This is a genomic window from Rhizobium sp. 10N414, assembly GCF_056394785.1.
Genome location: NZ_JBFTIN010000030.1, coordinates 45,974 through 66,718, shown reverse-complemented (window position 1 = coordinate 66,718; position 20,745 = coordinate 45,974). Strand labels below are relative to the sequence as shown.

Genomic DNA, 20,745 nt, shown 5'->3' with positions numbered 1-20,745 from the left:
TTGCGGGACTGCAACAAAGTCCCGCAAAGCCTTATGTCCGTCCAGCCAGGAAAACCGGACGGGGGGTTCCGTCCATACGGACTGTCAGAGCCAAAACCATATTGCTCCGAGCGCGTCGCGCAGGAAACCATGCAGCCGATACCTTTTCGCGGTAATTCGGCGACACCATGAAGCAATCTCTAATACAAGATCGGTAGGAAAACATTACCTGAATGGTGGAGTCAGCCCATTCTGGCAGACTTTTTTTGGGCTTTTCCCAGCCTTTGGCTCAGGCAATCTCGCGCAGTTGTTCGGCGGTCTGAAGATCGACCGACACGAGCTGCGATACCCCCTGCTCCGCCATCGTCACGCCGAACAGCCTGTTCATGCGCGCCATGGTGATCGGATTATGTGTGATGATGACGAAACGCGTCTCGGTGGAGGCGGCCATTTCGTCCATCAGGTTGCAATAGCGCTCGACATTGTGGTCATCGAGCGGGGCGTCCACTTCGTCCAGCACGCAGATCGGGGCCGGATTGGTCAGGAAGACGGCAAAGATCAGTGCCATTGCCGTCAGCGCCTGCTCGCCGCCCGAAAGGAGCGTCATCGTCTGCGGCTTCTTGCCCGGCGGACGGGCGAGAATTTCCAGGCCTGCCTCGAGCGGATCATCGGATTCGATCAGTTGCAGTTCGGCCGTTCCTCCGCCGAAAAGATGGGTGAAAAGGCGCTGGAACTGGCCGTTGACCACGTCGAACGCGGCGAGCAGGCGCTCGCGACCCTCGCGATTAAGGCTCTGGATCGCGCCACGCAACTTGCGGATCGCATCGATCACGTCGTCGCGTTCCTTGATCAGCGCTTCGAGCTTCCCGCTCAGTTCCTTCTGTTCTTCCTCGGCGCGCAGGTTCACGGCGCCAAGGCGCTCGCGCTCCATCTTGAGGCGTTCGAGTTCGCGCTCGACCTCGCGAAGATCGGGTGCTGCCTGCAGCGACTCAAGTCCGGCAAGCCGAAGCGCCTCGTGCGGCGCAACGTTTAGCGCCTCACGAATTCGGGCCTCGGTTTCCTGTCGCTTTTCGCGCGCCGAGACCAGCCGCTCTTCGGCGCGACCGCGGCGCTCGCGGCTTTCGGCGAGTTCGGAAAGCGCTGTCGCCGCCTTGCGGTCGGCGTCACGCTGGACGAGCTCGGCTTCAGCAAGCACATCGGCCGCGTGGCGACGTGCTTCCTCGGCCTTCTGGAGTTCGGTCAAGAGCGCGCGGCGCTTGTCGTCGAACTCATCGGGCGCCATTTCGAGCTCAGACGCTTCCTCCCGCGCCTCCTCCTCGCGGTCGCGAAGTGTCGCGATGTGGTCCTCGGCGCTGGCAGCGCGCTGGCGCCAGGTCTCGCGCTCCTGCCCGATGGCAATGATGCGGCGCTGACGGGCTTCGTTCTCGCGGTTCAGGCTTTCATGGCGTGCCCGCGCTTCTGCAAGTGCGCCACGATCGGTCGCGACTTCCGCCTGCTGCGCTCGAAGCCGTACGTCGATCGCCATCAAATCAGGGGCGTCTTCCAACTCGATCCGGGCGTTCTCTTCCTGGATCGAGAGATCTTCAAGCTGGATCTGTAGCTGGCTGACAGATTCTGCAATGACATCACGGCGGCGGATGAGATCGCCAGAGGCCCGCTCGGCCGCTGCCAGCGCTTCGCGCGCCTCGGCGAGTTGCCGCGCGGATATACGGCTCTTCTCGCGCGCCTCGGCGAGGCGCTGTTCCTGAAGTCGGATGGCATCGGCCGCACTCGCCAGGCGTTCCTCCGCTTCATCAAGTATGTCGCGGGCAAGCGCGGCTTCGCTTTCCAGTTCGGCGAGCCGGTTCTTCTGTGCCAGCCGGAGTGCCGCCGCACTCGGCGCATCCGCGCCGGTGACATGGCCGTCCCATCGATAGACGGCGCCCTCCTTGGTCACCAGGCGTTGGCCTGGCTTGAGGTCCCTCATCAGGGTTGCCGCATCCGAACCGGAGACGAGGCCGATCTGCTTCAGGCGGCGCATCAGTGCCGCAGGAGCGCGCACATGGTCGATCAGCGGCGTCGCGCCAGCCGGCAATGCCGGGTCGGCGGCACCGTCACCATGGCCGGACCAATGCACCGGCGCCTTCGGATCGAGCGGGGATTCGATGTCGTCGCCAAGGGCCGCACCGAGCGCCGTCTCAAAGCCGCGATCGACGCGAAGTTCATCGGCAACGGGTGCATATTCGCCTGCCGCGGCACCGGCAGCCAGCATGCGCGAAATGGTCCGGGCTTCCGTTTCGATGGCGTTCAGCTTCGCACGCGCCTGATCGACAGGCGATCGGGAAAGAGCCTCGGTCTGGCGGGCAGCGGCCAAGGCCTGCTCGACGCCCTGGATTGCGGCTTCCGCCTCGGCAAGAGCCTGCTCGGCCGCCTCGACCACGTCCCGCTTCTCGTCCGGATCGGGCAGGCTGGAAATCTTCTCCCCGATGGCCGACAGCTCGCGGTTGGCCTCATCCATCTGCCGTTCAAGGCGCATCTTGCGATCGGCAAGGTCGCGAATGGCGCGCTCGAGCTGGTTGCGCCCGGCTGCAGCCTCGGCGCGTTCGGCTGTCAACGCGGTAAAAGTGCGCTCACTGTCGGCGAGCTTTGCGGCAGCCTCCTCGAAGGCCTCGCGTGTCTCCTCGGCAAAACGGCCGGAATCGGCAAGGATCTCAGTGATCTCGCTCTCTTCGGCATCCAGCCGCGCCAGGATTTCGGCGTTATCGGCAACCAGCCGCTCCTCGCGGCGGATATCCTCGCCGAGCTGCGCAAGACGGCGGGTCAGTTCGTCGCGACGGCGCAGGATGCGGTTGGCATCCTCCTCGAGCTGGGTCTTGGCGATCTGCAGGCGCTGCAACGCGGCAGCGGCGCGTGCTTCGGCGTCCCGCAATTCCGGCAGCTTCAGGCTTGTAATGCCCTGAACCTTGGCGGCCTCCATCTGCATCTGCGCCTTTTCGGCGACGACGACGGTGGCCTGATTGAGCGCGCTATCGGCCTCGGCTTCGGCCTCCTTGGCCTGAACCCAGCGGATGTGCAGAAGCAGCGCCTCGCGGGCGCGTATATCCGCGGACAGCGCCTTGAAACGGCTTGCCTGGCGGGCCTGACGCTTCAGGCTCTCGATCTGGCTCTCCAGTTGAGAAGTCACGTCGTCGAGACGTTCGAGATTGCTTTCGGCGGCACGCAGGCGAAGCTCGGCTTCGTGACGGCGCGAATGCAGGCCTGATATGCCGGCTGCCTCTTCAAGCAACTGGCGGCGGGCCTGCGGCTTTGCCGAGATCAACTCGCCGATCCGTCCTTGCCCGACCATGGACGGCGAACGGGCGCCGGTGGAGGCGTCAGCAAAGAGAAGCTGTACGTCCTTGGCGCGGCTTTCCTTGCCGTTGATGCGGTAGATCGATCCCTGCTCCCGCTCGATGCGGCGCGTGACCTGGATCTCGTCGCTGTCGTTGAAGGCAGCGGGCGCCGTACGCTCGGCATTGTCGAGATAGAGTGCTACTTCAGCGGTGTTGCGGGCGGGACGATTGCCGGAGCCGGAGAAGATGACATCGTCCATGCCGGACGCGCGCATGTTCTTGTAGGAATTCTCGCCCATCACCCAGCGGAGCGCTTCGACGAGGTTCGACTTGCCGCAGCCGTTCGGGCCGACGATACCGGTCAGTCCGCGCTCGATGATGAATTCGGTGGGTTCGACGAAGGACTTGAAGCCGACGACGCGAAGCTTGTTGAACTTCATGCCGCGTCCCCGCGCCTGATAAAGCAAAAGACGGGCGTACGGCTTCCGCCGTCGCCCGTCGATCGGATACGGTTCAGATTAGAGCAGGCTGTCGATAAGGGCCGACATGGTGTCAACCGTCATGTCTCCAGAAAAGCGCTTGCCGTTGATGAGGAACGTCGGCGTGGCATTGACGCCAAACTCCTTGGAACCTCGTTCCCGCGTTGCGTTCACTTCATCCAGCAGCTTCTGGTTCGTCAAGCACTTCGTGAAGCTATCCTCAGTAAATCCAGCAAGTTTGGCCATCTGCAGCAGTGCAGCGCGGCCGTCATCGGCAGCGGCCCAGGTCTGCTGCTGCTTGAAGAGCATGGATACCATCGCGAAATACTGTTCCGGCGTGCTCATTTCTTCCGGCTTCTGCGGATTGCAGCGGGCCAGCATGAAGGCGGCAGCGGCGCGCGGATCAAAGGGGAATTCGCGGATGATGAAGCGGACCTTGCCGGTGTCGACATACTTCTTCCTGATCGCGTCGAAGGTCGTCGTGTGGAAGTGAGCGCAGTGCGGGCAGGTCATCGACATGTATTCGACGATCGTTACCGGGGCGTCTTCCTTGCCAAGCACCATTTCCGGCAGCGCGCCCGGCTTCAGCACGGCGGCCATGTCGACCTCGCCATCGGGCTGAGGCACTTCGACAGCGGCATGCGCGCTACTGAAAACCGCCAGGGTCGCGGTCGCGGCAGCCACGCCGCCCAGAAGCTGGCGTTTCGTCAGTTGCATTTCAGAAATCGGCATGAAGGTCCCCATAAATGAGAGTAATGGCTGTGAGTCCGATATAGCGCCTCGAAGTCCTGAACAAGACACGGCTCGCGAACTTTCTTCAAAGAATTGTGACCTTGGTTGGACAGCCCGATTAAATTGCGGACAGAATTGCCGCGCCAACACTTGCAAGGCGTTAGCGACCGCGCTTGCCCAGCACGGCCGTGCCGAGCCGCTTCACGGCTTCGCGCAGCTTATCGCCCTCGATCCCCTCCATCATATCCTCCAGCTTTGCCGCAGCCGCCCCCTTCAAGGGAGGAGGCGTGCGGGAGCGCTTCACCACCGGATAGACGGGTTTCTGGACGATACGGATCTGGTGGACGGCGGCAAATCCGAAGAAGCTGTTGACGCGCTGGATCAACTCGCCTTGCGCATGGGTCAAAAACAGCGCGCGTGCGCCCTCGCAGGCGATCGTGAGCACACCGGGCCGAAAGCTGCCCTCGTCGTTGCCGCGCGCCCAGGCAATCTTTTCCGGACGCGTGCAGTCGGCGAACTCTGCACCGGCGATTTCATCCCACGAGCCGAGCAGCGCCGTGTTGATTCCGGCGCGGCGCGCCAGCACGGGATCGATCAGCCCGTTGGCCAATTCGGAGATCTGCTTTTCACCTTTGCGTGGATAACTCATCGAAACCTTCAGATCGCGCTGCGTTCAGGCACCACTGCCTTGATCGCGCGGCATTGCTTCGCCAAGTATAGGGCACTTCCCCTCACGACGGCAAATGATGACATCGACGACACTGGACGCGCCTGCCGCCAAGCCCCTTCTCGACTGGTACGACCGCCACCATCGCGATCTGCCATGGCGCGTCTCGCCGCCGATGGCGGCGCGCGGCATCAAGGCCGATCCCTATCACGTCTGGCTTTCCGAGGTGATGCTGCAGCAGACGACGGTGCCGGCGGTGAAACCCTACTTCGCCAATTTCCTGGCACGCTGGCCGAGCGTGCGCGACCTCGCCGATGCCGCCAGCGAAGACGTTATGGCGGCCTGGGCCGGGCTTGGATACTACGCCCGCGCCCGCAACCTCAAGAAATGCGCCGAGGCCGTCGCGTCCGATCATAACGGCATCTTTCCAGATACCGAGGAGGGGCTGAAGTCGCTTCCCGGCATCGGGGACTATACGGCGGCCGCGGTGGCGGCGATAGCCTTCAACCGGCAGGCAGCCGTGATGGATGGCAACGTCGAGCGGGTGATCTCGCGCCTTTACGCGATCGCTACGCCCCTACCCGCTGCCAAACCATTGATGAAACAGAAGGTGGCTCTGCTGACGCCGCAGGATCGGCCCGGCGACTTTGCGCAGGCAATGATGGATCTCGGCGCCACGATCTGCACGCCGAAGCGGCCCGCCTGTTCGCTCTGTCCCTTCAGGGGATCCTGCGAGGCGCTGCGCCTGCACGATCCCGAGCACTTTCCGGTCAAGGCTGCCAAGAAGGAAAAGCCGCTCCGCCAGGGCGCAGCCTTTATTGCGGTCACCGCGGATGGTGACGTTCTGTTGCGGCGGCGCATCGAGAGCGGCCTGCTCGGCGGCATGACGGAAGTGCCGACGACCAACTGGACGGCGCGGCAGGACGGGGAAACTTCGGCCGATGCTGCGCCTTTCCCGGCTGCCTGGGAGCCTTGCGGGACCATCACCCAAGTCTTCACCCATTTCGAGCTCAGGCTGTCGATTTACCGCGTCGCGATCCCCTCGCGAATTCAAACGGATAACGGTTGGTGGGAGCCGGTTACAAATCTTGACTCGCAGGCACTGCCGACCGTCATGAAAAAAGCAATCACCGCGGCTATCCCGCTCGCGTTCAAACATGCCAAGGATTAATCGATGCCCATCGACCATATTGTTTTCGACATTGGAAAAGTACTCATCCATTACGATCCGAATATTCCGTTCAGCCGCCTCATTCCCGATGAGGCCGAACGCAAGTGGTTTTTCGAGAATGTCTGCACTCATGACTGGAACGTCGAGCAGGATCGCGGCCGCACCTGGGAGGAAGCTGAAGCCCTGCTGATCGAGGTTCATCCGGATCGCGAGGAGCATATCCGGGCCTTCCGCAAATACTGGCACGAGATGGTCCCCCTCTCCTACGACGACAGCGTCACCATCATGGAAGGCCTGATTGCCGATGGCCAGGACGTGACGATGCTGACGAACTTCGCTTCCGACACCTTCCGCGAAGCGCAGGTCCGCTTTCCGTTCCTGACGAAGCCGCGCGGCGTTACCGTTTCCGGCGACGTCGGTCTCATCAAGCCCGACATCGCGATCTACGAAACACACGCCAAGAGCTTCGGCCTCAATCCGGCGGCGACAATCTTCATCGATGACTCCGCCCCCAACGTCGAAGGCGCCAAGGCGGCCGGCTGGGATGCGGTTCTCTTCACCGGCGCCGACAAGCTGCGCGCCGATCTTGCAGCGCGCGGCGTGAGGCTCTGACGATGGCATTCGATCCGGTTGAGGAAATCAAACGCTTTCACGGCGCGATCAACGCGCTCGACTTCGATATGATCGAGGACTATTTTGCGGACGACGCGACCTATGTCTCGAACGGGGTCGGAAGCCTGTCGGGGCGGGCTGAGATCATGGTCGCCTTCCGCAAGTATTTCGAGGACTACCCGGACCAGACGGCAATCAACACGCTGGTCGAGAAGGTCAGCCCGAATGCCGGCCGCGCCGTGTGGTCCGTTCGCGCAACGCACAGCAAGACGGGCAAGCCACTCGTCCGGGAAGGCGAAGAGACGATCACCTTCAACGACGACGGTCGTGTCACTCACGTCGAGGTAACGGACTATCAGGCGTTTTGAAAGAACGCTGCGGAAAGATAAAAAGCGAGCACGAAGAAGAGCCACAGGTCGGAGAACATCGCGATCTTCCTCGACCTCTTTCTCGGCCGCTCGAGAAGATGCTTCAGACCGGCGAGCCCGTAGAAAAGGCAGGCGGTGATCGCTGCCGGGACAATCCACCGCGGCTCGAAGAGGCTGAATATGCCAAGCATGCCGATCGAGAGATTGCCGAAGCCGATCTCCTGCACCAATGCCTGCGCCTTGTGATCGGTGACACCGAAGATCGTCTCCGCAGTGAAGGCCGGGTTGATGATCTGCTTCAGGCTTGCCACGAGCAGTCGCAGGCCGACGCCCCAAAAGACGAACCATTTCCCGACGAGGAAGACGACGTTGGCGTCCGCGCTCCAATGGGCTTCGGCGGCAACCGAACCCAGCGGCAGGACAAGCATCAGCAACAGTATGATCGCAAGATACATGGCGGGGTCCTTGCCTCTTTCGGATCATCAGCCGCCGATACATGACACGGAATTGCGCTGCCGCGCGAGCCAAAATGAAGAGCGCCCGGGGTGTTGATCCCGGGCGCCAGGCCTTCTTCCGTAACTGGAGGTACAAAACACCGGAAGAAGGGGGTCTCGATCAGGTCGAGGCGCGCGTCATTCCGCCTTTGCCAGATCACTGCGGATCACGGACCGCAATTCGTCGATCGGGCGCAGGGACTGCCCGTCGTCGAAGTGCCAGAATGTCCATCCGTTGCATGCATCAAGGCCCTGAACCTTTGCCCCAAGGCGATGAATGGAGCCGGCCTCGCCACCGGAGGCGACCGTGCCGTCAGCACGAACGATCGCACTGTAGCGACGGCGCGCATCAGTCAGCACCTGGCCGGGCTTGATCAGGCCGCTTTCGACCAGCACGTTGAACGCCACGCGGACTTCCTGCTTTTTGCCGGTCATGACGGTGAGTTCAGCCTTGCCCAGCGGCTCCACCGCTTCGATGCGGGCGGAGGCCGCGTCGATGTAGTCCTGCTCGCGCTCGATGCCGACGAAGTGGCGGCCGAGGCGCTTGGCGACGGCGCCCGTCGTGCCGGAGCCGAAGAACGGGTCAAGGATGATGTCACCGGGCTTCGAGGAAGCCATGATGACGCGGGCAAGCAGCGCTTCCGGCTTCTGCGTCGGGTGCACCTTCTTGCCGTCGTCGCCCTTCAGGCGCTCGTTGCCGCTGCAGATCGGAAACAGCCAGTCGGAACGCATCTGCACGTCGTCGTTGGCAGCCTTCATGGCGTCGTAGTTGAAGGTGTAACCCTTGGCCTTGGCGTTCGGGCTCGCCCAGATCATCGTCTCGTGCGCGTTCTGGAAACGACGGCCCTTGAAGTTCGGCATCGGGTTGGTCTTGCGCCAAACGATGTCGTTCAGGATCCAGAAGTTCAGATCCTGCAGCGTGGCGCCGACGCGGAAGATATTGTGATAGGAGCCGATCACCCAGATCGTGCCCGTCGGCTTCAGGACACGGCGGCACGCGAGCAGCCAGGCGCGGGTGAAGGCGTCATAGGCTTCGAACGAGGCGAACTGATCCCACTCGTCATCGACGGCATCGACCAGCGATTGATCGGGACGATGCAGCGTGCCGCCAAGCTGCAGATTGTACGGCGGATCGGCGAAAATTACGTCTACGGAGTGGTTCGGCAGGGCTTCAAGGGCAGCAACGCAATCGCCCTTGATGATCGTGTCGATCCAGGAGTCCGGCTTTGCGGAGGCCTTGAGATCGGCAAGCGGAAATACTGACGCCATCTGGAAACTCGCTCATACACATTACGCTTTTTACTGTCTGTTATGGTTACTCAGTTTGGTTACCAAAGCCTGAAGGCATGAGCGATTTCGGGAAAATAAGTCGCAGGCGCTTTGGCGCCGAAGGAGTTGGGCAGCGGCCCCTGCCCTTACGGCTGCTCTCGTTAGGCCGCCACGTCGTGCACCTTGCGGCTATCCGCCGGCGCTTCGGCACGGTCGTTCATGCCGTAGTCGCGGACGATGTGGCCGATGCGCAGCCGATAGTCCGCGAAGACGCCGTTGCGGCCGGCGTGCTGGGCGGCGCGGTGCGCCTCCAGGTTTCTCCACGTCTTCACAGCCTCCTCGTCACGCCAGAAGGAAAGCGAAAGCAGCTTGCCACGATTGGTGAGGCTTTCGAAGCGCTCGATCGAGATGAAGCCGTCGATCTTTTCCAGTTCACCGCGAAGCTCGCCGGCGAGATCGAGATAGGTGTGGCGTTCGCCCATGAAGGGCAGGACTTCGAAGATAACAGCGATCATGGCATCACCAGCTTTGCATGAGGAAGGGAAGTGTTTTTGAGGAAGATACGATCTTCCTTGAGAATGAAACGTTCGCGTTTGGCGAACTCGTAGTTTTTCTTGCCGAGCGTATCGGCGGCAAGACGGGCGCGATAGGCCTCGTAGGCGACGAGGCTTTCGATATTGTACACGCCGTAAGCCGTCGTGGCCGAACCCTCATGCGGTGCGAAATAGCCGATCAGGTCTGCACCGTTGCGCGGGATCGCCTGGCCCCAGTTGCGGGCATACTCGGCAAAGGCTTCCTTCTTGAACGGATCGATCTCGTAGCGGATGAAGCAAGTAATCATCGTCGTCTCCTTGTTGTCTGGAGATAGTTTTCGCACATTGTCCGACGACGATGCTTCGGTTATGATCGAACTATGAAGGAAGGACCTGATATAGCTCAGATCGGCGCACTGATCGGCGACCCCGCCCGCGCCAACATGCTGACTGCATTGATGGGCGGCAGGGCGCTGACGGCGACCGAGCTTGCAGCGGCGGGCGGTGTTACCGTGCAGACGGCGAGCACGCACCTTGCCAAGCTGGAAGCGGGCAATCTGCTCGTGCAGCGCAAACAGGGCCGCCATCGCTATTTCACGCTGGCGGATGACAGCGTCGGCAAGTTCCTGGAGAGCATCATGGGCTTTGCGGCAGGGCGCGGCCATCTGCGCCATAAGCCAGGGCCAAAGGAACCGGCATTGCGCAAGGCCCGCATCTGCTACGATCACCTCGCCGGCGACTACGGCGTTCGCATGCTCGACAGCCTGATTGCCAAGGGAGCGATCGATGCCATGGGCGACGGTCTTGCCCTGACGGAGAGCGGCGAAACCGAGCTCAAAACTATCGGAATCGACGTCCACGCCCTGAAATCGTCGCGTCGGCCGCTCTGCCGCTCCTGTCTGGATTGGAGTGAACGGCGGGCGCACCTCGCCGGCAGCCTCGGCAAGGCCCTGCTTTCGAATTTCCTCGAGAAGGGCTGGGCCCGCCGCACGGCGGAAAGCCGCTCCGTGGTCTTTTCCCCGGAAGGCGAACGGCAGTTTCTTGCACTGTTTCCAGCCACCAAATAGCCGCGAACACCCGTAAAATCGAAGCCGCCCGCGACACGCAATCCAGCCATGCCCCGCTGTCGGTTGAGCTTCTGCGAGGCATCGTGTAAAGGGGCATCATCCCAAACAAGGCGTGAGTAAATGGAAGGCTTCGACCTCATTATCTTCGACTGCGACGGCGTTCTGGTCGATTCGGAAATCATCGCTGCGGATGTCGAATCCAAGCTTCTCACCGAAGCAGGCTATCCGATCAGCATCGAAGAAATGGGCGAACGCTTCGCCGGCATGACGTGGCAGAATATTCTCTTCCAGGTCGAGCGCGAGGCCAGCATCCCGATATCAGCCTCGCTGCTCGACAAGTCCGAGAGGCTCCTCGATATGCGCCTGGAGCAAGACGTGCAGGCGATAGCGGGCGTCGAAGCCGCTCTTTCGCGTCTGAAGCTGAAGCGCTGCATCTGCTCCAACTCCAGCACCGCGCGCCTCGACATGATGCTTGGCAAAGTTGGCCTGAAGCGCCTCTTCGCGCCCCACATCTTCTCGGCAAAGGATCTCGGGGCCGATCGCGTGAAGCCGAAGCCGGATATCTTCCTGCACGGCGCCGAGCAGATGGGCGTTTCGACCGAGCGTGTTGTCGTGGTCGAAGACTCCGTTCACGGCATCCACGCCGCACGCGCAGCAGGCATGCGAGTCATCGGCTTTACCGGTGCCTCGCACACCTATCCGTCACATGCCGACAAGCTGACCGATGCCGGCGCTGAAACCGTCATCTCCCGCATGAACGATCTGCCCGGCGTCGTCGCCGCGCTCGCCGAGTGGGAAGGCGCAGTGTAACTCCGGTTACTCTCGAGCAGCAGCCGCCGGAACAGTCCCCATTTGAAGTTCAGCTACAAGATCGGTCGCAGAGTCGAAACTCTGCGACCGATCTTGCTATGGGGACCGGGGTCCCCGCATAGCATCGCGACAGAACGAACTCATTCAGCTATCAAAGTAACTGTCTGTGTCTGAATGCTGGTTGTCTCGCATGACTATTTCCGTGGAATTGTGCACCCATCCCGAACTCGACGATCGGATTTCCATCCTCAGGGCGGGAGAAGAGGTTGACGCCGTCTTCGTCCGCACAGAGAGATTCAACGTCCTCGTCGACACTCTCGGAACGCCTGAGTTATGCCGGATGGCATTGGAGTTGCTTGACGAGGACATGCGCGCTCGTCCTCTCATCGTTGTCAATTCCCACATGGACTGGGATCACTTCTGGGGCAACGCCGCGATTGCCGGCAAGGCCCCGATCATTGCCCACACGGCTGCGCGTGCACGTCTGAGCGACACTTCCTGCCGTCAAGTTCTGGACGAGAAGATGCGTGAGGAGCCGCGGTTCCGAAACGTCGAACTCATCGCGCCCGATATCACCTTTTCAGATTCGATGGCCCTTCATGGCGGCGACCTCACTCTGGAGCTCATCCACACACCGGGGCACACGCCTGACCATGTTGCCATCTGGTTTCCGGAGATCCGTGTCTGCCTGGCTGCCGACGCCGTCGAGACGCCCATTCCGGAGGTCTGGAGTAAAAGCTCCAACGACCTTCGGCTGATCTGTTCATCGCTCGAACGGATCCGCGACTTGCACCCCAAGTTCGTCATCCCCGCACATGGACGGACGATCTCGCCGTCCACTGTTGACGACAACCTGTCTTATTTCCGAGCACTGGCGGCCCGGGTCGAAAACCTAAGCGCGACTGAACTCGCAAACCCGGAATTGGGAAAATTGGTGAGCCTTCGACTTCAGGATTTCGTGGCCATCCCGGCCGACATGTCGCCGGAAGCGGTGGCATTCTACGAGACGTTTCACGAAACCAATCTCGGGGCGACGATTCAAGCACGCCTGGAAGGGTTGAACGTCGCATGAGAGCCACGGCCTTGCCGATCGTCCCTTTGTTATCCTGCAATTGCTAGATTTTCAGGCTTAGCGCACCGACCATAATCTCGAAGCGCGCCGGAAGCTGCCCAGGGGCTTCGCCGTCGCTGTCGATCGGCACCGGCTCCCTGCCGATCGGCCAAGCCTCGACGAGCCTTGCGCGATGGATGCTGACGAGCGGGCTTTTCAGATGGCCGCCGCTGTAGATGCTGTTCATCAGCGTCAGGACCTTCAGCCTGCCGGCGCCGCGGATGATGACTACGTCGAACAGGCCATCGGCAACATCGGCATCCGGAGCGACCTTCATGCCGCCGCCGAACCATGCGCCGTTGGCAACGGCAACCGCGGTGATCGGCCCTTCATAGATATCCTCGCCGTCCAGCCTGAGACGGATGTCGCGTGACGTGTAACGCAGGATTTGAAGCAGGCTGTGGAAGAAGAAGACCATCGGTCCCGGCAGACGCCTGCCCTTGGGCGCCTCGTTGACGGCCTGCACGATGTGACCGGAAACGCCGAAGCTCGCGATGTTGGCGAAGTGGCGGCTGACGGTGTCCCCATCCTCGTCGTCGCAGGTGAGCAATCCGGCATCGATCTGCCGTACCGTTGGAGAGGTCAGGCGGTTGGCGATCGTAGCAGGATCGCGTGACACCGGAAAATTGCGTGCGAAGTCGCATCCGGTGCCGGTCGCAATAAAGGAGAAGGCCGTGCCCGGCCGATGCGACTTCAAAATGCCGCCGGCCACTTCGCCGATCGTCCCGTCGCCACCGACGGCGATCACCAGATCGGCGCCGTCATCCGCCAGTTCGCGCCCGAACCGTTCGGCATCGCCGTGCCCCTTGGTTTCACGCAGGCTGAGATTGGTAAATCTCGCCTCTATCGCGCGCCGCAGCGCCGACCAGAACAGCTTCTTTCCGCGTCGACCCGACGCCGGATTCAATACGATGCCGATTTTCAAGCGATCTGCTCTCCCCGCGCCGATCAGCTTAGCGATACGGAAACGTTCCTCAGGCCTTCTTCTTTTTCGTCGAAACCGGCCCCTGGTCGAAACCGATGTTCACGCGCACCATTGAGCCGGAACCGACCGGAAGCTTGATACCGTCCTTGCGGAACAGCGCCTGGGTGGCTCCGGAGCCGACCTCGACCGGGAAATTCGTTACTTCGGAATAAAGCGCATCCTCGCCGTCAAAGACCGTGATGCGAACCGGGAGCGTGACCTTACCGGGCGAACCGTTCGGGCCGGCGAGAACCCGAAGCTGGGCGACAACAGTCATCGTCAGGTTTGCATCGTTCAGGCTGCACTGGCGCGTATAGTCACCGATCGATGCCTGGAAGGCGAGTTTGTCCGCATCGCCGGTCTTGGCGCCGCCGGCATAGGTGCGGAAGATCGCGTCCTTGTCCTTCATGAAGATCTGCGGGCATGCTCCCTGGACGACAGGGGCAGTGTTGCCCGACGCGGTCTTGGCGGTGCCGATCGATGCGTTATTGGACGAGGGATTGGCCGGCGCCATCGGCATGATCTGCGCATTGCCATTCGGCTGGGCCGGTGCTGTTGCGCTGTCTCCCCCGCCCACACCGAGCGAGTTGCAGCCGGCAAGAATTGCCGCAAAAGAAGCCGAAACGATGAGACGCGAGACCTTGCCAAGCACGATTATTCCACCCTCTTCACAAAGTTTTTTGGCAGGCCCAATCACTTGATGGCAGGCCTTTCGTGACAGTTTGCGATGGTCTATATCAGCGGCGCAAACAAAAATCGATTGGGTAAGAACCGTTTTGATGCACATTTCGGGATCGCGGGCCACGGCCGGCAGGGCAAGCGAGATGCGGCAACAGGCAGACTTCCCCTCCAACCCGGATTTCCTCCGGCCGGCACATCAAGGATGACGACAGTGGATTATATCTCGACCCGCGGCGAAGCCCCTGCCCTCGGTTTTTGTGATGCTTTGCTGGCCGGCCTGGCGCGCGACGGCGGTCTCTACGTGCCGCGTAAGTGGCCGCATTTCACGAAAAAGGAAATCCGCGCGCTTCGGGGCAAGAGCTACCAGGAGGTCGCCTTTACGATCCTTTCGCCTTTCACCAACGGCGAGATTCCCGACGAGACGTTCCGCTCCATGATCGACGAGGCTTATGGTACCTTCCGTCACCCTGCGATCGCCCCGCTCGTCCAGACCGGCCCGAACAGCTTCGTCATGGAGCTGTTCCACGGCACGACGCTGGCGTTCAAGGATGTCGCGATGCAGCTGCTCGCCCGGCTGATGGACTATGCCCTGGAGAAGCGTGGCGAGCGCGCGACCATTGTCGGCGCCACCTCCGGCGACACTGGCGGCGCGGCGATCGACGCATTTGCCGGTCGCGAACGCACCGACATCTTCATCCTCTTCCCGAACGGCAAGGTCTCGCCGGTGCAGCAGCGCCAGATGACGACCTCCACGGCCTCCAACGTTCACGCGCTTGCCGTCGAAGGCAATTTCGACGACTGCCAGAACCTCGTCAAAGCAATGTTCAACGATGCACCTTTCCGCGACCGCGTTAAACTCTCCGGCGTCAACTCGATCAACTGGGCCCGCATCATGGCCCAGATCGTCTACTACTTCACGACGTCGATCGCGCTTGGCGGACCGGACCGTAAGATTTCGTTTACCGTGCCGACGGGCAATTTCGGCGACATCTTTGCCGGTTACTGCGCCAAGCGCATGGGCCTGCCGATCGGCAAGCTGGTGGTCGCCACCAACGAGAATGATATCCTCGACCGCACGCTCAAGACCGGCCGCTACGAGATGAAAACCGTGAAAGCGACGACTTCGCCGTCGATGGACATCCAGATCTCCTCGAACTTCGAGCGGCTTCTGTTCGAGGCCTATGATCGCGACGCATCGAAGGTTCGCGCGGCGATGAACAGCCTCAAGCAGTCCAACGGCTTCGAGATTGCAAAGGACGCCCTCGCCTTCATCAAAAAGGACTTCCGCGCCGGGCGCGCCAGCGAAAAGCAGGTCGCCCTGACGATCAAGAAAACCCATGCCGACACCGGCTATCTTCTCGATCCGCATTCGGCAATCGGCGTCTTCGTTGCTGGTAAACACGAGAAGCCGAACGCGCCGATGGTGACGCTTGCCACCGCACACCCGGCAAAATTCCCCGCCGCCGTAAAATCGGCCTCCGGTATTGACCCCGCGCTTCCGACGTGGCTTGCTGATCTGATGCACAAGGAGGAGCGCTTTCAGATTGTGAAGCCTGAGCTCAAAGCCATTGAGACCTTCATCGGCGAGCATACTCGGGCCTAAGTAACGCAGGCGCAGAAAGATAGCCAATGACAGTTGAGTGCACCCGGCTCAAATCCGGGCTGACAGTAGTCACACAGACCATGCCGCATCTGGAAAGCGTTGCGCTGGGAGTTTGGATCAAATCAGGATCGCGCAACGAGACGACAGACGAGCATGGCATCGCTCACCTGCTCGAGCACATGGCCTTCAAGGGCACGGCACGCCGCAGCGCGCGCGAAATCGCTGAAGAAATCGAGGATGTCGGCGGCGAGGTCAATGCCGCAACATCCACCGAAACGACCTCCTACTATGCCCGCGTGCTTAAGGATCATGTCCCGCTCGCTGTCGACATCCTGGCCGATATCCTGACGGAGTCCGCCTTCGAGGAGGAAGAACTCGAGCGTGAGAAGCAGGTCATCCTGCAGGAAATCAACGCGGCAAACGACACGCCTGACGACGTCGTTTTCGACAAGTTTTCCGAGACCGCCTATCGCGACCAGACCCTCGGCCGGGCGATCCTCGGCACGCCGCAGACCGTGGTGTCGTTCACGCCGCAGCAGATCCGCGGCTATCTCAGCCGCAATTACACGACCGACCGGATGTTCGTCGTTGCGACCGGCGCCGTCCGGCACGACGAGTTCGCTCGCATGGTCGAGGAGCGCTTCGCGAGCCTTCCCACCTCGCCATCGGCGACGCCCGTCATGGAGCCTGCAAAATACATCGGCGGCAATATCCGCGAGACGCGCGACCTGATGGATGCGCAGATCCTGCTCGGCTTCGAAGGCAAGGCCTATCACGCCCGCGACTTCTACTGTTCGCAGATCCTCGCCAACATCCTCGGCGGCGGCATGTCATCCCGGCTGTTCCAGGAGGTGCGCGAGATCCGCGGCCTCTGCTATTCCATCTACGCCTTCCACTGGGGTTTCTCCGATACCGGGATCTTCGGCATCCATGCCGCCACCGGTGGCGAGAACCTGCCGGAGCTGGTGCCTGTTATCATTAACGAACTGCACAAGTCGGCGGCGACGATCGAACAGAAGGAAATCGAACGCGCCCGCGCCCAGATCCGCGCCCAGCTGCTGATGGGCCAGGAAAGCCCCGCCGCCCGCGCCGGCCAGATCGCAAGGCAGATGATGCTCTACGGCCGCCCCATCTCCAACCAGGAGATGATGGAACGCCTCGAGGGGATCACGGTCGAGCGCCTTACGGATCTTGCGGGACGCCTGTTCTTCGATACCGTGCCGACGCTCTCGGCCATTGGACCGCTCGAACATCTGGCCCCGATGGAGGATATTACCGCGTCTCTTTCCTCGCCCGATCACCAGGGCAAGCAAGCCCTCGTCTGATCCCAGATCCATCCTGCCGGGAGTGATCGATGCCAAAATCGGTTTTTCGGTTTCTGTCGCGACAGCCGGATTCGGTCGAGCTCGAGAACGAGCACTATGTGCTGCGCCTGCCGCGCTACCAGGATTTCAACCAGTGGCACAAGCTGCGGGCGGCGAGCCGGCAGTTCTTGGAACCGTGGGAGCCGACATGGCGCCGCGACGAGCTGACGGAGGGCTCCTATCGCGCCCGTGTCATCCGCGGCAAGCAGGAGTACGCTTCCGGCCAGGCCATTCCGCTCCTTCTGTTTCACAAACAGGGCATGACGCTGCTCGGCGGCATCACGATCGGCTACATCAGGCGCGGGGCGGCACAAAGCTGCATGATCGGCTACTGGATGGGCGAGGCTTATGCCGGTCAGGGTCATATGTTCGCCGCACTTCAATTGGTTATACCCTACATCTTCGCAGGGCTTGAGTTGCACCGTATCGAAGCAGCCTGTATTCCAGACAATGCTCGGAGCATCCGCCTGCTTGAAAAAGCCGGGTTTCAGCGGGAAGGCTATCTGCGCGGATACTTGAAAATCAACGGTCATTGGCACGACCATGTAATGTTCTCATTGCTCGCCACCGACACGGATAAAGGCAGGATAACCGACAGCCGATGACCAACAACCGCATGCTGCTCTCATCACCGGCCAGGCGATCGATCGCGGTGATCGCAGCTCTCTTGCTGTCAGCCATCCTGCTAGTGGCTGGCCACGTTCAGGCCGCCGAACCGGTCAAGATTTCCCGCGACGACACGGCACTCGACCTGACTGCCACGACGGAGATCTACGCCAACCAGGGCGAAGCCTTTCAGGTTTCGACCGCTGCCGGTGCCGACGGCATCCGTCGCCGTATTGAGGTACGTGCCAGCTCCGACAATCACCAGGGCGACTGGGCCGTCTTCGCGCTTGCCAACGTCTCCGACGAGCAGCTTGAGCGCGTGATCGTGGCCCCCCACTTCCGCCTCGTGAATTCCAAGCTTTTCTGGCCGGACCTCGGTTCGCAGCGCGTTATCGCCATTACGCCGAGCGAAGGCTTTGCGCTCGACCGGCAGCCGAGCGACGAGGCGGACGTGTTTCGCATCACGCTCAACCCCGGCGCCGTCATCACCTTCGTTGCTGAGCTGACGACGCCGGAGCTGCCGCAGATCTACCTCTGGGAACCCGACGCCTACAAGGACACGATCAACGCGTTCACGCTCTATCGCGGCATCGTGCTCGGCATTGCCGGCCTGCTGGCGGTGTTCCTGACTATCCTTTTCGTCGTCAAGGGCACGTCGATGCTGCCGGCAACGGCGGCACTCGCCTGGGCCGTCCTCGGCTACATTTGCGTCGACTTCGGCTTTCTCGGTAAACTGATCAGCATTGCGTCAACCGACCAGCGAATATGGCGCGCCTGTGCGGAAGTCGCCCTTGCCTCCAGCTTCGTCATCTTTCTGTTCACCTATCTCAACCTCAACCGGTGGCACACGCACCTCGGCTACGTGACGCTCGCCTGGGTGCTCGGCCTGGCGTTGCTTTTCGGCGTCGCGATCTACGACCCGGCAATTGCCGCAGGCATCGCGCGCCTCTCCTTCGCGCTGACCGCGACGTTGGGCCTTCTGCTGATCGTCTACCTCGGGCTCAACCGCTATGACCGCGCGATCCTGCTGGTCCCGGCCTGGGCCTTGATCCTTGTCTGGATCTTCGGTGCATGGCTGACGATTACCGGCCGGCTCGATAACGACATCATCCAGCCCGCACTCGGCGGCGGCCTTGTTCTCATCGTCCTGCTGATCGGCTTTACCGTGATGCAGCACGCCTTTGCTGGCGGCGCGTTCCAGCAAGGGCTGTTTTCCGATCTCGAGCGTCAATCGCTGGCTCTAACGGGCTCGGGTGATACGGTTTGGGACTGGGATGTGGCGCGCGATCGTATCGTCACGATACCCGATGTCTCCGTCAAGCTCGGCCTCCCGCTCGGCGCTATGCATGGCGCCGCGCGCAATTGGCTGCCGCGGCTGCATCCCGACGATCGCGACCGCTTCCGCGCGACGCTTGATGTGCTCCTTGAACATCGCCGCGGGCGACTAAACCACGAGTTCCGCATCCGCGCGGAAGACGGTCATTTCCACTGGCTTCTCATCCGCGCGCGGCCTGTGCTTGGCTCGAACGGTGAGATCATCCGCTGCGTCGGCACCATCATCGACGTCACCGAACAGAAGAACTCCGTCGAGCGGCTGCTCCACGACGCACTGCACGACAACCTGACCGGCTTGCCGAACCGCCAGCTGTTCCTCGATCGCCTGCAGGCCGTGCTGGCATTGGCGCCCGGTGGCGAGACGCTGCGCCCGACGGTGATGGTGATCGATATCGACCGCTATAAGCTGGTGAACGATACGCTCGGGATCGCCGCCGGCGACAATATCCTGATCGCGCTCACGCGCCGCCTGCGCCGCCTCCTCAAGCCGCAGGATACGCTCGCGCGCCTCTCCGGCGATCAGTTCGGTCTCATCCTGACGTCCGAACGCGATCCGACGAAGGTGGCCGATTTTGCCGATGCGATCAGCAAGGCGATCATGGTGCCGATCAACTTCTCCAATCGCGAGATCATCCTGACGGCGTCGATCGGGCTGGCCTCCTTCGTCGATCAGCAGGAAAGTGCTGCGGGCATGCTCAGCGACGCGGAGCTCGCGATGTACCGGGCAAAGCGCGCCGGCGGCAATCGCGTCGAGCCGTTCCAGCCCGCCTTCCGCGATTTCGGCGCCGACCGGCTGCAGCTCGAATCCGACCTGCGCCGCGCCATCGAGCGCAAGGAACTGTCGATGGTCTACCAGCCGATCGCAGGGCTTGAAGACGTGGAGATCGCCGGCTTCGAAGCTTTGATGCGATGGGAGCATCCGAAACGCGGCAGCATTCCGCCTTCGGAGTTCATACCGATCGCGGAGGCATCCGACATTATCGACATGCTCGGCCGCTATGCGCTGGAACAGGCGACGAACGACCTGATGGGCTGGGAGAACCAGACGGGCGAACTGCCGATCTTCGTCTCGATCAACCTCTCCAGTGCGCAGTTGCTTAACAACGAGCTTTTCGACGACGTCCGCTCGGTGCTGGCGAAGACCCATTGCGATCCGTCACGCCTGAAACTCGAGCTGACGGAATCCATGGTCATGGAGAACCCGGAACAGGCGCGCCTCGTTCTCGAGAAGCTGCGCGAAATGGGCCTTGGCCTTGCTCTGGATGATTTCGGATCCGGCTATTCGTCGCTTGCCTATCTGACGCGCTTCCCGTTCGACACGATCAAGCTCGACAAGACGATGGTGTGCGACACTAGCGACAAGAAGGCGACCGTGATTCGCTCCGTGATCGCCATGGCGCGCGAACTGGATATGAAGGTCGTTGCCGAGGGGATCGAGTCCAACGAGGATGCGATGGAACTCGCCAAGATGGGCTGCACCTTCGGGCAAAGCTATCTGTTCGGACCGCCGATGGCATCGGAGTCCGTCTTGCGGCTGCTGAAGGAGCGGTTCCCGCTGACGAAGCGCGCCTAGCCGACCCGCGACCCAA

18 protein-coding genes and 1 pseudogene are annotated in these 20,745 nt (G+C 61.6%); 10 read left to right on the top strand and 9 right to left on the bottom strand.

Annotation, left to right across the window (positions count from 1 at the left end):
* Positions 1–268: 268 nt before the first annotated feature.
* The 3 genes from AC1DE4_RS23155 to AC1DE4_RS23145 form a co-directional block, all read right to left on the bottom strand.
* Entirely contained in the window at positions 269–3,730 is a 3,462-nt protein-coding gene (locus AC1DE4_RS23155) for a chromosome segregation SMC family protein (RefSeq protein WP_025661125.1), read from the bottom strand.
* Positions 3,731–3,808: 78 nt separating this feature from the next.
* Positions 3,809–4,501 carry a DsbA family protein gene (locus AC1DE4_RS23150; protein WP_025661124.1) on the bottom strand — a complete coding sequence of 231 codons (693 nt, stop codon included), beginning with the start codon at positions 4,499–4,501 and terminating at the stop codon, positions 3,809–3,811.
* 160 nt (positions 4,502–4,661) lie between these two features.
* On the bottom strand, positions 4,662–5,150 hold the full coding sequence (locus tag AC1DE4_RS23145; protein WP_018116432.1) for a DUF721 domain-containing protein: 489 nt from the start codon (positions 5,148–5,150) through the stop codon (positions 4,662–4,664).
* Between the two features lie 97 nt (positions 5,151–5,247).
* Between AC1DE4_RS23145 and mutY the strand changes: the two genes are divergently transcribed.
* Genes mutY through AC1DE4_RS23130 form a run of 3 tightly spaced genes read left to right on the top strand, consistent with a single transcriptional unit; the run spans position 5,248 to position 7,319 of the window.
* A complete protein-coding gene (mutY, locus tag AC1DE4_RS23140; RefSeq protein ID WP_477883303.1) occupies positions 5,248–6,339 on the top strand; it encodes an A/G-specific adenine glycosylase in 1,092 nt (363 codons plus the stop codon).
* A gap of 3 nt (positions 6,340–6,342) precedes the next feature.
* A complete protein-coding gene (locus AC1DE4_RS23135) occupies positions 6,343–6,951 on the top strand; it encodes an HAD family hydrolase (RefSeq protein WP_025661122.1) in 609 nt (202 codons plus the stop codon).
* A 2-nt stretch (positions 6,952–6,953) separates the two neighbouring features.
* Positions 6,954–7,319 carry a nuclear transport factor 2 family protein gene (locus tag AC1DE4_RS23130; protein WP_025661121.1) on the top strand — a complete coding sequence of 122 codons (366 nt, stop codon included), beginning with the start codon at positions 6,954–6,956 and terminating at the stop codon, positions 7,317–7,319.
* On the opposite strand, the gene AC1DE4_RS23125 is transcribed toward AC1DE4_RS23130, so the two are convergent.
* The 4 genes from AC1DE4_RS23125 to AC1DE4_RS23110 form a co-directional block, all read right to left on the bottom strand.
* Positions 7,307–7,774, bottom strand: a complete 468-nt coding sequence (locus AC1DE4_RS23125; RefSeq protein ID WP_025661120.1) for a DUF6790 family protein — start codon at positions 7,772–7,774, stop codon at positions 7,307–7,309. The genes AC1DE4_RS23130 and AC1DE4_RS23125 overlap by 13 nt on opposite strands.
* A gap of 177 nt (positions 7,775–7,951) precedes the next feature.
* Positions 7,952–9,082 carry a site-specific DNA-methyltransferase gene (locus tag AC1DE4_RS23120; protein WP_016553038.1) on the bottom strand — a complete coding sequence of 377 codons (1,131 nt, stop codon included), beginning with the start codon at positions 9,080–9,082 and terminating at the stop codon, positions 7,952–7,954.
* A gap of 161 nt (positions 9,083–9,243) precedes the next feature.
* Positions 9,244–9,597 carry an antibiotic biosynthesis monooxygenase family protein gene (locus tag AC1DE4_RS23115; protein WP_192241870.1) on the bottom strand — a complete coding sequence of 118 codons (354 nt, stop codon included), beginning with the start codon at positions 9,595–9,597 and terminating at the stop codon, positions 9,244–9,246.
* On the bottom strand, positions 9,594–9,923 hold the full coding sequence (locus tag AC1DE4_RS23110) for an NIPSNAP family protein (protein ID WP_477883292.1): 330 nt from the start codon (positions 9,921–9,923) through the stop codon (positions 9,594–9,596). The genes AC1DE4_RS23115 and AC1DE4_RS23110 overlap by 4 nt, the downstream gene beginning before the upstream one ends.
* 72 nt (positions 9,924–9,995) lie before the next feature.
* Between AC1DE4_RS23110 and AC1DE4_RS23105 the strand changes: the two genes are divergently transcribed.
* The 3 genes from AC1DE4_RS23105 (at position 9,996) to AC1DE4_RS23095 (ending at position 12,564) form a co-directional block, all read left to right on the top strand.
* On the top strand, positions 9,996–10,682 hold the full coding sequence (locus tag AC1DE4_RS23105; RefSeq protein WP_477883290.1) for an ArsR/SmtB family transcription factor: 687 nt from the start codon (positions 9,996–9,998) through the stop codon (positions 10,680–10,682).
* Between the two features lie 120 nt (positions 10,683–10,802).
* Positions 10,803–11,492: an HAD family hydrolase gene (locus AC1DE4_RS23100; protein ID WP_025661116.1), complete on the top strand. Its 690-nt coding sequence runs from the start codon at positions 10,803–10,805 to the stop codon at positions 11,490–11,492.
* 190 nt (positions 11,493–11,682) lie between these two features.
* Positions 11,683–12,564: an MBL fold metallo-hydrolase gene (locus AC1DE4_RS23095; protein WP_025661115.1), complete on the top strand. Its 882-nt coding sequence runs from the start codon at positions 11,683–11,685 to the stop codon at positions 12,562–12,564.
* Between the two features lie 43 nt (positions 12,565–12,607).
* Here AC1DE4_RS23095 and AC1DE4_RS23090 read toward each other — a convergent pair whose 3' ends face one another.
* Positions 12,608–13,528 (bottom strand): diacylglycerol/lipid kinase family protein, encoded by a 921-nt coding sequence (locus tag AC1DE4_RS23090; protein WP_113263123.1) that lies wholly within the window; start codon positions 13,526–13,528, stop codon positions 12,608–12,610.
* A gap of 49 nt (positions 13,529–13,577) precedes the next feature.
* On the bottom strand, positions 13,578–14,222 hold the full coding sequence (locus tag AC1DE4_RS23085) for a hypothetical protein (RefSeq protein ID WP_025661113.1): 645 nt from the start codon (positions 14,220–14,222) through the stop codon (positions 13,578–13,580).
* A gap of 228 nt (positions 14,223–14,450) precedes the next feature.
* Here AC1DE4_RS23085 and thrC point away from each other — a divergent pair.
* The 4 genes and pseudogenes from thrC to AC1DE4_RS23065 all read left to right on the top strand — a co-directional run bounded on the left by thrC (position 14,451) and on the right by AC1DE4_RS23065 (position 20,729).
* Positions 14,451–15,874, top strand: a pseudogene (gene thrC, locus AC1DE4_RS23080) (threonine synthase).
* 3 nt (positions 15,875–15,877) lie between these two features.
* Entirely contained in the window at positions 15,878–17,176 is a 1,299-nt protein-coding gene (locus AC1DE4_RS23075; protein ID WP_025661111.1) for a M16 family metallopeptidase, read from the top strand.
* A gap of 29 nt (positions 17,177–17,205) precedes the next feature.
* Entirely contained in the window at positions 17,206–17,820 is a 615-nt protein-coding gene (locus tag AC1DE4_RS23070) for a GNAT family N-acetyltransferase (protein WP_062370482.1), read from the top strand.
* Complete coding sequence (locus tag AC1DE4_RS23065; protein WP_477883287.1) at positions 17,817–20,729, top strand: EAL domain-containing protein; 2,913 nt, start codon at positions 17,817–17,819, stop codon at positions 20,727–20,729. The genes AC1DE4_RS23070 and AC1DE4_RS23065 overlap by 4 nt, the downstream gene beginning before the upstream one ends.
* The last annotated feature ends 16 nt before the right edge of the window (positions 20,730–20,745 follow it).